General features: G+C 66.9%; 12 protein-coding genes. 3 read left to right on the top strand and 9 right to left on the bottom strand.

What is annotated here, in order from left to right; translation table 11 throughout:
* Positions 1 to 2: 2 nt before the first annotated feature.
* Entirely contained in the window at positions 3 to 998 is a 996-nt protein-coding gene (locus tag FQU96_RS11825) for an ABC transporter ATP-binding protein (RefSeq protein WP_146541369.1), read from the top strand.
* Entirely contained in the window at positions 995 to 2,083 is a 1,089-nt protein-coding gene (locus FQU96_RS11820) for an ABC transporter ATP-binding protein (protein WP_146541367.1), read from the top strand. Before FQU96_RS11825 ends, FQU96_RS11820 begins: the two co-directional genes overlap by 4 nt.
* Before the next feature lie 22 nt (positions 2,084 to 2,105).
* Here the strand turns inward: FQU96_RS11820 and FQU96_RS11815 are convergent, their stop codons facing one another.
* Genes FQU96_RS11815 through FQU96_RS11805 form a run of 3 tightly spaced genes read right to left on the bottom strand, consistent with a single transcriptional unit; the run spans position 2,106 to position 5,720 of the window.
* Positions 2,106 to 4,220 carry a xanthine dehydrogenase family protein molybdopterin-binding subunit gene (locus tag FQU96_RS11815; protein ID WP_146541365.1) on the bottom strand — a complete coding sequence of 705 codons (2,115 nt, stop codon included), beginning with the start codon at positions 4,218 to 4,220 and terminating at the stop codon, positions 2,106 to 2,108.
* Complete coding sequence (locus FQU96_RS11810) at positions 4,217 to 5,206, bottom strand: xanthine dehydrogenase family protein subunit M (protein ID WP_146541363.1); 990 nt, start codon at positions 5,204 to 5,206, stop codon at positions 4,217 to 4,219. The genes FQU96_RS11815 and FQU96_RS11810 overlap by 4 nt, the downstream gene beginning before the upstream one ends.
* A 1-nt stretch (position 5,207) precedes the next feature.
* Entirely contained in the window at positions 5,208 to 5,720 is a 513-nt protein-coding gene (locus FQU96_RS11805; RefSeq protein WP_146541362.1) for a (2Fe-2S)-binding protein, read from the bottom strand.
* A gap of 147 nt (positions 5,721 to 5,867) precedes the next feature.
* Here FQU96_RS11805 and FQU96_RS11800 point away from each other — a divergent pair, with 147 nt between their 5' ends.
* Complete coding sequence (locus FQU96_RS11800; protein ID WP_146541360.1) at positions 5,868 to 6,206, top strand: helix-turn-helix domain-containing protein; 339 nt, start codon at positions 5,868 to 5,870, stop codon at positions 6,204 to 6,206.
* 273 nt (positions 6,207 to 6,479) lie between these two features.
* On the opposite strand, the gene FQU96_RS11795 is transcribed toward FQU96_RS11800, so the two are convergent.
* Genes FQU96_RS11795 through FQU96_RS11770 form a run of 6 tightly spaced genes read right to left on the bottom strand, consistent with a single transcriptional unit; the run spans position 6,480 to position 14,430 of the window.
* Positions 6,480 to 8,813 (bottom strand): xanthine dehydrogenase family protein molybdopterin-binding subunit, encoded by a 2,334-nt coding sequence (locus FQU96_RS11795; protein WP_146541358.1) that lies wholly within the window; start codon positions 8,811 to 8,813, stop codon positions 6,480 to 6,482.
* A gap of 18 nt (positions 8,814 to 8,831) precedes the next feature.
* On the bottom strand, positions 8,832 to 9,809 hold the full coding sequence (locus tag FQU96_RS11790) for a tripartite tricarboxylate transporter substrate binding protein (RefSeq protein WP_146541356.1): 978 nt from the start codon (positions 9,807 to 9,809) through the stop codon (positions 8,832 to 8,834).
* 54 nt (positions 9,810 to 9,863) lie between these two features.
* A complete protein-coding gene (locus FQU96_RS11785; RefSeq protein WP_146541354.1) occupies positions 9,864 to 11,084 on the bottom strand; it encodes a VOC family protein in 1,221 nt (406 codons plus the stop codon).
* 16 nt (positions 11,085 to 11,100) lie between these two features.
* Positions 11,101 to 11,808, bottom strand: coding sequence for an ABC transporter ATP-binding protein (locus FQU96_RS11780; protein WP_146541352.1), 708 nt, complete (start codon positions 11,806 to 11,808; stop codon positions 11,101 to 11,103).
* Positions 11,798 to 13,582, bottom strand: coding sequence for a branched-chain amino acid ABC transporter ATP-binding protein/permease (locus FQU96_RS11775; protein WP_146541350.1), 1,785 nt, complete (start codon positions 13,580 to 13,582; stop codon positions 11,798 to 11,800). The genes FQU96_RS11780 and FQU96_RS11775 overlap by 11 nt, the downstream gene beginning before the upstream one ends.
* Positions 13,579 to 14,430 carry a branched-chain amino acid ABC transporter permease gene (locus FQU96_RS11770; protein WP_146541348.1) on the bottom strand — a complete coding sequence of 284 codons (852 nt, stop codon included), beginning with the start codon at positions 14,428 to 14,430 and terminating at the stop codon, positions 13,579 to 13,581. Before FQU96_RS11770 ends, FQU96_RS11775 begins: the two co-directional genes overlap by 4 nt.
* Positions 14,431 to 14,488: the final 58 nt, after the last annotated feature.

The following is a 14,488-nucleotide window of genomic DNA, read 5'->3' as shown; positions in this document are numbered from 1 at the left end:
ATATGGCCGAACCGCTGCTCGACGTCCGCGATCTGCGGACCTACTTCCACACCGATCGCGGCTTGTTCCGCGCCGTCGATGGCATCAGCTTCTCGGTCGACCGCGGCAAGACGGTCGGCCTGGTGGGCGAGTCGGGCTGCGGCAAGAGCGTGACGTCGCTCTCCGTGATGGGCCTGGTGCCCAGCCCGCCGGGCCAGGTCGACGGCGAGGCGGTGCTGTTCGAGAACCGCGACGTGCTGCGCCTGCCGGCCGACCAGCGCCGGCAGCTGCGCGGCAGCAAGATGTCGATGATCTTCCAGGAACCGATGACATCGCTGAACCCGGTGCACACCATCGGCCGGCAGATCGTCGAAGGGATTCTCGCTCACACGACGCTGTCGCCCAAGGCGGCCCGCGACCGCGCGATCGAGGTGCTGGACCTTGTGCGCATCCCCTCGCCGGCGGCGCGCTTCGACGAGTTTCCCCACCGGCTGTCCGGCGGCATGCGCCAGCGCGTGATGATCGCCATGGCGCTGGCGTGCGAGCCGGCCCTGCTGATCGCCGACGAACCGACGACGGCGCTCGACGTCACGATCCAGGCGCAGATCCTGGACCTGCTGCACGACCTGCAGCAGCGCCTGGGCATGGCGGTGCTGATTATCACCCACGATCTCGGCGTGATCGCCGAGGTGGCCGATGAGGTGCTGGTGATGTACGCCGGCAAGATCGTCGAAAGCGCCACCGTCGGCGACCTGTTCGCCGATCCGCAGCACCCCTACACCGTCGGCCTGCTGGGCTCGATCCCGCGCCTGGACGTCGAGCGCGAGCGCCTGGCGACCATCGAAGGTACCGTGCCCAGCCCAGACAAGCAGCCTGCCGGCTGCCGCTTCTCGCCACGCTGTCCCTTCGCCGACCGCCGCTGCCGCGAGGAACCGCCACCCTTGCGCGACATCGCCGATGGACACCGCGTCGCCTGCTGGAACGCGCCTGTCGAACTCTATGCCGGAGCAAAACCATGACCACGGCCCCGGTGTTGCAGGTCGACGGCCTGGTCAAGCACTTCCCGGTTCACCGCGGCGTCATCGTGAGCCGCACGGTCGGCAACGTACGGGCCGTCGACGACGTGAGCTTCGATATCGCGCGCGGCGAGACCTTGGCGCTGGTTGGCGAATCGGGCTGCGGCAAGTCCACCACCGGCCGCCTGATCCTCGGCCTCATGCCGATGACCGGCGGGTCCGTGCGGTTCAAGGGCGAGGAGATCGCCGGCCGCGATAAGGCCTCGATGCGCAGCCTGCGCCGGCACATGCAGATCATCTTCCAGGACCCTTACGCCTCGCTCAACCCGCGCATGACGGTGGGCGAGATCCTGGCCGAGCCCATGGCGGTCCATGGCCTGGGTGACGAGGCGGAGCGCGCGAAGCGGGTCCGGGAGCTGCTCGATGTCGTGGGCCTGCTCCCCGATCACTTCAGGCGCTATCCGCACCAGTTCTCCGGCGGCCAGCGCCAGCGCATCGGCATCGCCCGCGCGCTGGCCGTCAATCCCGACCTGATCGTCTGCGACGAGCCGGTCTCGGCGCTCGACGTGTCGATTCAGGCCCAGGTGGTCAACCTGCTGCAGAACCTGCAGCAGCGCTTTGGCCTGTCATATCTGTTCATCGCCCACGACCTTGCCGTCGTGAAGCACATCAGCGACCGCGTGGCCGTGATGTATCTGGGCAAGCTGGTGGAGATCGCCGACAAGCGCACGCTCTACGCCAAGCCGCTGCACCCCTACACCCAGGCCCTGCTGTCGGCGATCCCGCGGCCGGACCCCACGCTTGAGATGCAGCGTGTCATCCTGCCGGGTGACGTGCCCAGCCCACTCAATCCGCCGTCAGGCTGCCGCTTCCATACGCGCTGCCCGCATGTCCAACCACGCTGCAAGACTGAAGAACCGCCGCTGCGCGATGCCGGCAACGGCCATCGCGTGGCCTGCCATTTCTTCGAGACCTTGCCACCCAACGTCGGCATCGCCCGCGCCAGCGCCGGCCTTGGCGGCAAGTTTGCCGAGCGCCTGGCCGCGTTCGAAGCGGCGAAACGGCGACCCGTCGGGCCTTCGGCCTGAGCTGGCGAGGCGCGCCCCACTCTCAGCCCACCAGCAGGTGCTCAGGCCGGATGGGCACTTCGCGCACGCGTACTCCGGTCGCGTGGAAGACGGCGTTGGCGATGGCCGGCGCCACGCCCAACGCACCAAGTTCACCGATGCCGCGCGCGCCGAGCGGACTGGCGTGAGGATCGAAGGATTCGACGAAGGTGGTGTTGATCTCGGGAATATCGGCATTCACCGGCACGAGATAGCCCGCCAGGTTCTTCGACACGAAGCGGCCCAACCGCGGATCCGTCTCGGAGCGCTCGAGCAGCGCCTGGCCGATGCCCCAGACGACACCGCCCGTCATCTGGCTGCGCGCCGTCTTCGGGTTCATGATCTTGCCGGCATCGTAGACGCCGACGATCCGCCGCACGCGCGGAATCGGGATGTCCTCGTCGACGCCGACCTCGGCGAAGACGGCGCCGAAGCTGAAGATGGCCGGTGACGCTTCGGGATCGGCCGGCGCCCACGTGCCGTCGGCCGACAGGCTCTCGACATTCAGTGCAGCCAACGCACCGGCGTAGCCCTCGGGCCCGTTGGCGCCGGCCGCGATGAGGCGCTCCCGGAGCTTCACCGCCGCATCCTGCACCGCCGACCCGACGCTCATGGTCGCCGACGAGCCGCCGGTGAACGGCGCCACCGGCAGGATCGTATCGCCCAGCACCAGGCTCACGCGATCGACCGGCACGCCCAGCGCGTCGGCAGCGATCTGAGGGATGACCGTGCTCAGTCCCTGGCCGACGTCCTGTGTCGCGGTCTCGATCCGCACGGCGCCGTCCCGATCGATGCTGACCCGTGCATTGGCGGCAAAGCGGTAGGCTCGCAGGACGAGACTCGACATGCCGTACCCCACCAGCTCCCGGCCATCGCGCATCGAGCGCGGCGCGGCCCGACGGTCGGACCAGCCGAACCGCCGGGCGCCGATCTCGTAACACGCGCGCAGCTTCTTGGCCGAGAACGGCTTGCCGTCCGACGGATCGACATCGGTGTGGTTCTTCAGCCTCAGCGCCAGCGGATCCATGCCCAGCTTGTAGGCCAGCTCGTCCATGGCGATCTCGACCGCCACCAGACCGACCCCGCCGAAGGGCGCACGCATCGCAGCCGGATTGCCGCGATGCAGCCGCCGCAGGCGATGCGTCGTGCTGAACGCGGGGCTGGCATAGAGCGCGTGCGTGTCCCAGCCCGCCCCCTCGACATGGTCTCCGGCAAAGGAACCGGCCACGATGCTGTCGTGGCGGATGCTGCTCAATGTGCCGTCACGCTGCGCGCTCAGCGCCACGGTCTGGTGCGTTGCCGCCTGGTAGCCATGGCTGGTGAAGGTCTGCGCCCGCGTCAGCACCAGCTTGACGGGCCGCCCCAGTTCTCTCGCTGCCATGGCAGCGAGGATCTGGTAGGGCCAGCCCCAGCCCTTACCGCCAAATCCGCCACCGATGAACGTGTTGCTGACGCGGACCTGCTCAGGGTCCAGGTGCAGTGCCTGAGCGACACAGGCGCGGGCGTCGAAGACACCCTGCGTAGCGTCGTGTATCCGCAGCTCTCCATCACGCCAGATCGCCAAGGTCGCCGCTGGTTCCATCGCACTGTGATGGCGGTCGGCCGTACGGTAGACGCCCTCCAGTTGCACCTCGGCCGCCGACCATGCCGCGCTCACATCACCCTTCGCATTGTCGGGCGGAATGCCGAAGAACGCCGGCGCCACCTCGGTGCGGCTGAGGTCAGCAGCAAAATCCGCATCGAAAGGCGTTTCGTCATAGGCGACGGCCACCAGCCGCGCGGCGTGCGTGGCGCGTTCCAGTGTATCGGCCACCACCAATGCCACCGGTTGGCCTTCATACAGGACACGGTCATCCTGCAGCGGCATCACCGGCTGGCTGAGCGGCACGTCGATCCGGCCGAACCGCGGTGTGTTGTGGTGCGTAAAGATGCCGATCACACCCGGCGCCGCCGTGGCGGCGGCCAGATCGATGGTTCGGATCCGGGCATGCGGCCGCGTTGCCGGCACCATCACCGCGTACGTTACATCGTCCAGCGGGATATCCCCGATATAGAGCGTCCGCCCCGAGACCTTTCCCGGCCCGTCCAGCCTGCTGACCGCTTGCCCGATCCCGCTCATGCGCCCTCTCCCGCCATCTGCAGCGCCCTGACGACGGCACGCTTGGCCAGCTCGACCTTGAAGCCATTGTGACGCCCGGGCGTCGCGTCGGCGAAATCGGCCGTCAATGTTTTCCGTACCGCTGCTTCGTCCGACAGCGTGACGCGCTGCAATGCATCCTCGGTCGCGCACAACCGCCAAGGTTTGGGCGCGACACCGCCGAGCGCGATGCTCGCCGCACGGATACGCCCCTCCTCGACGTCGAGCCCGACTGCGACCGAAACCAGCGCGAACTCGTACGAAGCCCGCTCGCGCAGTTTCAGATACCGCGACTGCCGCGCCACCGCCGAAGCCGGCACCTCGATGGCGGTGATGAGTTCACCGGCGTCGAGCCGGGTTTCGCGCTCTGTCGTGCCGTCGGGTTGTCGATAGAACGACACCAGTGGAATCGACCGCGGCCCACTGGCGCCCGTCACGTGTACCGTGGCGTCGAGTGCCGCCAGCGCCACCGCGAGGTCGGACGGATGGGTTGCGATGCACTGTGCCGTGGCGCCCAGAACGGCCGCGGTACGATCGTTACCGCTCATCGCCGCACAGCCGCTGCCGGGGCGTCGCTTGTTGCAAGGCACCTCGACTTCCGCCCGGAAGTACGGGCAGCGCGTGCGCTGCATCAGGTTGCCGCCGATCGTGGCCATATTGCGGATCTGCGGCGACGCACTGGCGAGCAGCGCCTGGGCGATGGCCGGATAGGCTGTCCGCACCACCGGGTGTTCGGCGACATCGCTGAGGCGGGCCAGCGCGCCGATCCGCAGGCCGCGGTCGTCGGCCGTCACCTGCGCCAGATCGGCAATGCCATTGACGTCGATCAGCCGTGCCGGCGCGGCAATCCCCTCCTTCATCCAGTTGAGCAGTTCCGTGCCGCCGGCGATCACCATCGCGTCTGGCTGCTGCATGGCGTTGATCGCATCGGCAAGCGTCGCCACCCGTGAGTACGCAAAGTGCTGCATGTCAGGCTCCCGCGGCGGCGGCCCGCACGGCGGCCACGATCTGCGGATAGGCGGAACAGCGGCAGAGATTGCCGCTCATGAATTCGCGAATCTCGTCGTCGGACGTCGCGCGGCCCTCGCGGATACAGGCGATGGCCGACATCACCTGCCCCGGCGTGCAGTAGCCGCACTGCAAGGCATCATGCTCGATGAACGATGCCTGCACGGGATGCAGGCCATCGGCTGGTGTCACGCCCTCGATCGTGATGACCTCGCGGCCCTCGGCCATCACGGCCAGCGCCAGGCACGCCAGCACGCGACGCCCATCGATATGCACGGTACAGGCACCGCATTCGCCGCGATCACAGCCTTTCTTGGTGCCGGTCAGCGCCAGCCGCTCGCGCAAGGTGTCGAGCAGCGTGGCACGCCTGTCGGTCAGGACGTGTCGCAGCTCACCGTTGATATGCAGTGAGATCGCGACGGTATCGTCGGCTGCGATGCCACCGCCGGGTTGCGACGGCGCGGACGTCCTCATGTCCTTCTCCCTGTCTTCTAGTGAACCCAGGCCACGGTCGCGCGGATGATGGCCTTGTTACCGGCGAAAATAGGCACTACCTGATCACTCACAAGTACCTACAATAAAGTCAGGTACTAACCTTTTGGTCTGTATGCGGAGCGGCAGATGCGGCGACAGAAACCGGACAGCTGCGGTCTCGGCCCGGCGCTGGCGGTGATCGGCGGCAAGTGGAAGGCGGTACTGTTGTGGGAGATCCACCAGCAGCCGCGCCGCTTCGGCGAACTGAAGCGACTGATACCCGGCATCAGCGAAAAGATGCTGATCCAGCACCTGCGAGAGATGGAAACCGACGGCATCATCAGCCGCGAGATCTTCCACCAGGTCCCGCCGAAGGTCGAATACTCGATCACCAAATTCGGCGCCTCGCTCGACGAGGCGCTCACGCCACTGGCCGAGTGGGGCTCCAAGCACGCCAAGCGGCTGGAGGCCGCCTATCAGCGGTGATGGCCGGTCGGTCCATCCGCACAGCTGTCATCCCGAGCGCAGCGAGGGATCCAACGCAGTCCATACGTTGGTGGAATCGTTGTCCTGAGCGCAGCGAAGGACCTTGCGTTGGATCATCCGAAGAACACCGGCAAATGGTGATCTGGAGCCAGCACCGCAGGATCCTTCGCTGCGCTCAGGATGACGGTGAACCGCTTCGATCAAGAAGTACCACTCTAGGCGCCGTTCCTTGATCCCTCGCTGCGCTCGGGATGACAGCCATCGTCACGACGGCTAGCCCGCTCTCGCCTGTTGCATGGCACGCCAGACCCGGTCGGGCGTGGCTGGCATATCGAGTTGCGTCACCCCGACTTCCGCCAGCGCATCCATGATCGCATTCATCACCACGGGCAAGGCGCCGACGGTGCCCGCCTCGCCCGCGCCCTTGGCACCCAGCGGGTTGAACTGCGTCGGGACGGGGTTGCTCTTGATCACGACGTCGCTCATGGAGTCGGCACGCGGCATGGCGTAGTCGAGGAAGCTCGCCGTCAGCAGCTGCCCGGACTCGCGATCCCACACGACCTGCTCCATCAGGATCTGCCCGACGCCCTGGGCGACGCCGCCATGGATCTGGCCTTTCAACCCGATCGGATTGATGACGGTGCCGACGTCGTCGACGACGGCATAACGCTGCAAGCTCACGACGCCGGTCTCGGGATCGACCTCGACCTCGCACACGTGGCAGCCGTTGGGGAAGGTATCCTTGGCCGCTACGTAGGTGGCGTTCTCGTACAGCCCGCCCTCGAACCCCGGCGGCAACCGCGCCGGTTGGAACGCCGTCATGGCGACCTGTTTCAGGCCGACCGCCTTGTCGGTGCCGGCGACCTTGAACTTGCCGTCGGCGAATTCCATGTCCTGGACCGCAGCCTCAAGCATGTAGGCAGCGATCTTCTTGCCCTTCTCGATCACCTTGTCGGCCGCAAGATAGAGCGCCGAGCCGCCCAGCACGGTCGATCGCGATCCCATCGTACCCATGCCGAAGGCGACCCGATCAGTATCGCCATCGATGAACTGCACGTCGTGCGGATCGATGCCGAGCCGTTCGTGCAGGATCTGCTTGTACATGGTCTCATGCCCCTGCCCCTGGGCCTTGGTGCCCATCAGCATCATGGCTGAGCCACTGGGGTTGAAGCGGATCTCGGCATATTCCGGCTGCGCGGTTCCGGCTGCCTGCTCGATGGCGTTAACGATGCCCAGGCCGCGCAGGCGTCCCCGCTGGCGCGATTCAGAGCGGCGAGCGGCGAAGCCGGCAACGTCGGCCAGCGACAACGCCATATCCAGATTTTCCTCGAACGCGCCGCAGTCGTAGTACGGCCCCAGCGGGCTCTGGTACGGCAGCGCCGACGGCGGCAACATATTCTGGCGCCGCAATGCCACGCGATCAATACCCAGCTCGCGGGCCGCATCGTCGATCAGGCGCTCGATCAGGTAGATCGCCTCCGGCCGGCCGGCGCCGCGATAGGGTGCCGTGGGATTGGTGTTGGACAGCAGCCCGGTGATGTGCACGTAGGCGGCCGGAATGGCGTAGACGCCGTTGACCGTGCCGATCATGCCGAACGGCGACAACAGGTTGCGGTCGGATCCGATATAAGCGCCGATGTTGGCCAGCATGTGCAGGCGCAGGCCGATGAACGTGTTGTCGGCGTCCAGGGCCAGTTCGATATCGCCGATATTGTCCCGGCCGTGTTCGTCGGCCATCACGGCCTCGGAACGCTCGCATGTCCATTTGACCGGCCGGCGCAACTTGCGCGCCGCCCACAGGGTCAGGCGGTGCTCGACATACTGCCATCCCTTGGTGCCGAAGGCGCCGCCAATGTCGCCTGCGATCACGCGCAGCTTGCTCTCCGGGATGCGAAAGACATGCTGGGCCAGCATGTTGCGCACGCGATGGGGATACTGGACATCGGCATAGAGCGTCAGGCGATCCTCGCCAGGATCATAGACGCCCAGGGTGCCGCGCGGCTCCATGAACTGGGCATGCACGCGGGTCACGACATAGCGGCGGCGGACGACGCGCGCCGCCTTCTGGAACGCAGCCTCCGTCGCCGCCTTGTTGCCGCGCTCCACCACATTGGAGATGTTGTCGGGGCACTCGTCCCACACCGCCGGCGCGCCCGGCTCGACGGCCTGGGCCGTGTCGGTCACCGATGGCAAGGGCTCGTAGTCGACGACGACCAGATCAGCAGCATCCTTGGCCTGTGCCAGCGAGTCGGCGATCACCATGGCCACGGGATCACCGACATAGCGCACGCGATCGACGATCAGCGCCGGCCGTTGCGGTGCGAACATCGGCGATCCATCCGGACGCTTGCGCGGCATGGTCGCCTTGGGCATGCCCAGTCCATCGGCGGCGTAATCGGCGCCGGTCAGAACCGCAACGACACCGGGGGCCTGCTGCGCCGCCGCGACATCGATCGATCGGATCCTGGCATGCGCGTGGGGTGAGCGCAGGAAGACGGCATAGGCCTGCCCGGGGAGGTTCCTGTCGTCGACATAGCGCCCCTGGCCCCGCAGCAGATGCGGATCCTCGAAGCGCATGACGGGCTGTCCGATGCCGTATTTACCCATAACCACAACCTCCACCCGTCACGGACTGCTGAGCACGCGCGTGAGCGGCTTCCACTTGGCGATGTCCGCGGCGACGCGGGCGCGGAATGCCGCCGGCGTGCCGGGATACACTTCGTTGCCGAGGTCTTCCAATCGCGCCCGCACGGCCGGCTCTTCCGCGGCGGCCCGGATCGCCGTCGCCCATCGGCCGGTGACCGGTGCCGGCACGCCAGCCGGCGCGACGAAGCCCAGCCACGACATGACATCGAAATCGGCGACCGTCTCGGCAATGGTCGGCACGTCGGGAAAGTGCGCGGAACGTTCCTTGGATGTCACGGCCAGGGCGCGCGCCTTGTCCGCCTTCAGAAGCGGTTGGGCGCCGGTGACGGTGATGACAAGCAAATCGAGACGACCGGCTGTCAGGTCGCCCAGCGGCTGTGCCGGATTGCCCTTGTAGGGAACGTGCAGCAATTCCACCCCTGCCTGCCTGCACAGCAGCTCCATCGTCATGTGCAGCGTGCCGCCGACGCCCGAGCTGCCGTAGCTGAGCTTGCCCGGCTCGCGTCGGGCTGCGGCCAGGTAATCGGCCAGCGTGGCGAAGCGAGAGTCTGGCGCCACCAGCAATACGAAGGGAAACCGGGTCACGGTGGAAATGAAGGCGAAATCGCGCATCACGTCGTACGGCAGTGCCGGATCGATGGCCGATACGGCAGCCTGGCCACCGGTCATGAGGTAGAGCGTATGGCCGTCGGCCGGCGCACGCGCCACCATGGCCGCCGCCACGCGCTCGGCCGCGCCGGGCTTGGGATCGACGGCGACCTGCTGTCCCAGCAGCGCCGTCAGCGCCGGCGCCAGATGCCGCGCGATCACATCGGGATTCGAGCCGGCATCATAGCCGTGCACGATCCGGATCGTCCGCGATGGGAACTCCTCTTGCGCGGCGGCACCCTGGAACACCGTGGCGACCAGGACAGCGCCGGCCCAGAGCAAAGCGCGACAGCGCCGGTATCCTCGCACGTCCGCCTCCCTTCTCGCCGTGCCATTCCCGCAACGGCAACGGTCCCACCACCATCACCCCAGCGGCCCCTGGAACGTCTGGTCGGCGTAGGTATCGGACAGCGGATCGATCACATCCGGCCAGTCGCCCCGGACCTGGCGCCGCAGTGCCGCCGGCCGCGGCTTACCGTCCCAGCCGATCTGCTCCATGTAATAGTAGAGCATGAGGCAATGTCCGTCGGGATCGAGCACGTGCGCGGCGTAGTCGACTCCGGGATACAGTTCCGGCGGAATCGTGCCGGCGCTGCGGACACCCTCTTTCCCCAGAAACGCGACAGCATCGCGCAGCTGCTGGTAGCTGCCGACTTCAAAGCCCATCGACATGCAGCTGGTGTGCTCGCTCAGTCCCAGCAACGGACGCAGGGCGCGGGGATAGAGCGCCAGACTGTGATGCTCCGTGCCGCAGCGCAGGAACACGCAGCGATGGCCTTTGTAGGTAACCTCCTCGGTCAGGATGAAGCCCATCACGTCGATATAAAACGCCTGTGCGGCGCCAACGTCGGCGACAAACAAGCCGATCGGACCGATTTTCGTGATCTTGAATGGCCGCGGCAGACGGATACCGGCAACCACGTGATCGCCGGACCCGATATCGTGCACGGCGTAGCCCGAGTGGATATCGACACCCCGCGCGAGAGCGTCGGCCACTTCTGTTCGCTCGGCGATCTGCGGCAGCTCGGGGGCCTCGGTGAAGCGGCGATCGTACATCGCGTGCGGCTTGCTGCGGCCGTCCCAGCCGATCTGCTCGATGCCGTAGTACAGTTCGACCGTGTGGCCGTCGGGATCACGGATATAGGTGTGCCAGTTGCTGCCGGGCATGTCGCGGCCGACCCGGCGAATCTCGACCTCGTTGCCGCGGAAATAGTCGGCCGCCTGGAACACCTCCTCCATGCTGCCGACCTGCCAGGTGATCTGGTTGACCGTGACGTCACGCGATACGGCATCATCGCCGAACATCGCGCCCAGCGACCGATGCGCCAGCAGCAAGGCGTGATGGTCCGGGCCGTGCGTCATGAAGAACAGGCGCGGATCATCGAGGCTGCGCGCCTGATCCTCAAGGCCGGGGATCTTCGAGAAGTCGAGTTCGTCGGTGACACGAAAACCGAGCAGCCGGCCGTAGAAATCCAGGCCCTTCTCCAGAGCCCCCAGGTTGAACCCGAAATGTCCCAGGCGGCGGATCTTGAACGGTCGCGGGTAGCGCACACCGCCGACGGTGTAGCTTCCATTGGCCTTCATGGCTTTCCTCCCACGGTCATACGCCGAGATAGGCTTCGCGGATATGCGACTGCTGCAGCAGATCGGACGGCACGCCGGACGATACGATACGGCCCTGTTCCAGGACATAGGCACGATCGGCGATCTCCATGGCCTTGAGCACGTTCTGCTCGACCAGCAGGACCGCCACGCCCTCCTCCCGCACCCGGCGCACGATATCGAACATGTCGTCGACAATTGCCGGGGCCAGCCCCAGCGACGGTTCGTCGAACAACATCAGGCGAGGACGTGCCATCAGCGCCCGGCCGATGGCGACCATCTGCTGCTGGCCGCCCGACAGCAGGCCGGCCATCTGCTCGCGCTTCTGCCGCAGGATCGGGAACAGGCCATAGACCCGTTCGAGCGTGGCGTCCCGGGCGGCGCGCGCCGCCGGGACGTAGCAGCCGATCTCCAGGTTCTCCTCGACCGACATGCGGGTGAACAGGCGCCGTCCTTCCGGCACCAGGGCGATGCCATGGGCACAGACCCGATGTGCCGGCACGCGGGCAAGATCGACGCCTCCCAGGCGCAGCGTGCCGCCATTCCAGCGCAGCAGCCCGGCGATCGCGCTGATGAGGGTGGTCTTGCCGGCACCGTTGGGGCCGATGACCGATACGATCTCGCCTTCCGCGACCTCCAGCGAGGCGTCCCAGACCGCCGTGGCATCGCCATAGGCGATGCGCAGGTTCCGCGCTTCAAGCAGCATGGGCTTTTCCGAGATAGATGCTGACGACCCGCGGATCACGCATCACGGCGCCAGCCTCGCCCAGGGCGAACAGGGCGCCTTCGTTCAACACGGCGATGCGGTCGCAGAGTTCGACCACGGCCCGCATCAGGTGCTCGACGAACACGATGGTCGTGCCCTGGGCCCGGATCTCGCGGATCATCCCGATGGCGCGATCGATCTCCGCCGGATTGAGCCCGGACAGGACCTCATCCAGCAGCAGCAACCGCGGGCGCGCGGCCAGTGCCCGCGCCAGTTCCAGGAATTTGCGTTCATGCAGGTTGAGGTCGGCCGGCAGCACATTTTCCTTGGCCCGCAGGCCTGTGAAATCAAGCCAGCGTCGGGCTTCGACAAGGCTTGCGGCACGGCCGAGGTCGGCGGCACCAAACGCCGCGGCCAGGGCCACATTGTCGAGCACCGTCAGGTGGGTGAAGGGTCGCGGGATCTGGTAGGTGCGCGCGACGCCTCGGGCGGCGATCTCATGGGCCGCCAGATTACCGATCTCCATGCCATCGAGGCGGATCGAACCGCTCGTCAGGGGGAAATGACCGGTGATGACATTGATCAGCGTGGTCTTGCCCGAGCCGTTGGGGCCGACCAGGCCCAGGATTTCGCCCTCGCGTATATCAAGGGTGACGCCGCGCAGGGCGTGCAGGCCGCCGAACGCCTTGTGCACATCGCCGACTTCAAGCACCACCCGCGTTGGCGGATGCAGGTTCGCAACCGTCGCGCCGGCTTCGCGCGGCGCCGTGACCGTCGCGATGCCCGGTGCGTCAGCCATCGCAGGCGGCGCGGCGCGGCGAGACTGGCGCCGCTGCCACCACCGCCGCAGCGATGGCACGATCCCCTCGGGCAGGATCAAGATCGCCACGACCAGGATGAAGGCGACGATGCCGCGGCCGATCATCGCCTGCTCACCGCTGGTGAAGGCATAGAGCGACGCCGCGATGATCGCTGCACCGACGGCCGGCCCCAGCCAATGCCGCGCCCCACCCAACACGCTCATCAGCACGACGTAGAGCGGCACCGAGATCCCGAACGTCTCGCTGACGGTCAGGAACCCGACATAGATCGCATGAACGCCGCCGACCGCACCGGCGATCGCCGCCGACACGGCAAACGCGATCAGCTTGTAGCGGAACGTCGGAATGCCTTTGACCTCCGCCACATCCTCGTCGTCATGGATCGCGAACAGCCCCAGGCCCAGGCGCGAATGGGCGATGGCATATGTGATCGCCAGCGTGCCGACACACATGATGAGGCCCAGCAGGTAGATCGTGCCGGAAGGCGTCGGCATCAGGCGCGGCACCGAGACGCTGCTGGTCAGCACGCCGGCACCGCCGTCGATGGCGGTGTTAAGGATGATCGTGGCGACGACGAACGACACCGCCAGCGTCAGCAGCGCGAACAACTCGCCGCGCAACCGCTTGAGACGGAACACGACGGCACCAATGCCGAACGCAAGCGCCGCCGCCACCGCGGCGGCGGCCGGCAAGGTGACCAGGAATGGCACACCGAACTTGGTGCTCAGCGTCGCTGTCGTGTACATGCCGGCGCCGAAGAACGCGGCGTGGCCGAAGCTGAAATAACCGGCAAACCCGCTCAGGATGGCCCAGCTCGTGGCCAGCGAGATCCAGTAGAAGATCATGTACAGGAACGAGTCGTAGAAGGCCGGCAGCCCGGCCAGCGGCAACAGCGCCAACAGCCCCACGCCGGCCGCGACGCCCGCACCCGAGATCGTCCGTTGCGCGGTCATAGCCAGTCCGGCTGCCAGAGCAGCAGCACGATCAGCACCGAGAACGACACGACCGGCGCCCAGGCCGGGCTGAACGTCGCCATCGCCACCGATTCGGCCGCCCCGATCAGGACGCCCGCGGCGAGCGCGCCCAGCGGGTTGCCGAGGCGTCCGATGATGACCACCGCGAAGACGACGCCCAGCCAGGTCCAGATCTGCGACGGCGCCAGGGTCGAGATCAGGGCAATGAAGGCCCCGGCGACGCCGGCATAGGCGGCACAGACTCCCGACAGGACAAAGGCCAGGCCACGCCTATTGATCCCGAAGGCCACGGCGATCTCTGGATCCTCCGCTGCCGCCCGCAAGGCCTTGCCGACATACGTCCAGCGCAACCACGCCCAGGTGACCCAGGCCAGCGCAGCGGCCGCGATGCAGGCCAGGAGCTCGATGACCGGCACGTAGATCGGCCCCACCTTCAGGGAGGTGCTGGCGTAGTGCGTTTCAAAGCGGCGGAAATCGGCCGTCCAGATCCACTGCAGGGCCGATTCGATGATCACGCTGATACCGAAGGTCGCCAGCAGCGAGGTCAGCTCGGTGACCCTGAAATACAAGAAGACCGCGTGCTGCAGCACACCGAACACGAAGAACAGTGGCGCGATCAGCAGCACCGCCCACCACGGCGGCACGTGCCATACCGTGCCCAGGTGATAGACGAGATACGCCCCCAGGAACGCCAGCGCGAAGTGTGCCAGGTTGACCAGGCGCAACAGGCCCCAGCTCAGACTGAGACCCAATGCGACGAGGCCATACAGGCCACCCAGCAGCACGCCGGAGACCAGCGACTGACCGAGCAGCGTCATACTCGGCATGCAGTCCCCCACTTTGTCTCACGAGCCGCGACACCGACGGCGCGCAGGCACCGCCTGA

Origin of the sequence: Reyranella sp. CPCC 100927 (assembly GCF_007859315.1) — a bacterium.
GTDB lineage: Bacteria > Pseudomonadota > Alphaproteobacteria > Reyranellales > Reyranellaceae > Vineibacter.
Note: the sequence above shows the minus strand (reverse complement) of the source record. Positions and strands in the feature narration are given on the sequence as shown.

Excerpts from the sequence above, each read along its gene's own strand:
- FQU96_RS11825 (WP_146541369.1), top strand. The coding sequence starts at position 3 with ATGGCCGAACCGCTGCTCGACGTCCGCGATCTGCGGACCTACTTCCAC.
- FQU96_RS11820 (WP_146541367.1), top strand. The coding sequence starts at position 995 with ATGACCACGGCCCCGGTGTTGCAGGTCGACGGCCTGGTCAAGCACTTC.
- FQU96_RS11815 (WP_146541365.1), bottom strand. The coding sequence starts at position 4,220 with ATGAGCGGGATCGGGCAAGCGGTCAGCAGGCTGGACGGGCCGGGAAAG.
- FQU96_RS11810 (WP_146541363.1), bottom strand. The coding sequence starts at position 5,206 with ATGCAGCACTTTGCGTACTCACGGGTGGCGACGCTTGCCGATGCGATC.
- FQU96_RS11805 (WP_146541362.1), bottom strand. The coding sequence starts at position 5,720 with ATGAGGACGTCCGCGCCGTCGCAACCCGGCGGTGGCATCGCAGCCGAC.
- FQU96_RS11800 (WP_146541360.1), top strand. The coding sequence starts at position 5,868 with ATGCGGCGACAGAAACCGGACAGCTGCGGTCTCGGCCCGGCGCTGGCG.
- FQU96_RS11795 (WP_146541358.1), bottom strand. The coding sequence starts at position 8,813 with ATGGGTAAATACGGCATCGGACAGCCCGTCATGCGCTTCGAGGATCCG.
- FQU96_RS11785 (WP_146541354.1), bottom strand. The coding sequence starts at position 11,084 with ATGAAGGCCAATGGAAGCTACACCGTCGGCGGTGTGCGCTACCCGCGA.
- FQU96_RS11780 (WP_146541352.1), bottom strand. The coding sequence starts at position 11,808 with ATGCTGCTTGAAGCGCGGAACCTGCGCATCGCCTATGGCGATGCCACG.
- FQU96_RS11775 (WP_146541350.1), bottom strand. The coding sequence starts at position 13,582 with ATGACCGCGCAACGGACGATCTCGGGTGCGGGCGTCGCGGCCGGCGTG.
- FQU96_RS11770 (WP_146541348.1), bottom strand. The coding sequence starts at position 14,430 with ATGCCGAGTATGACGCTGCTCGGTCAGTCGCTGGTCTCCGGCGTGCTG.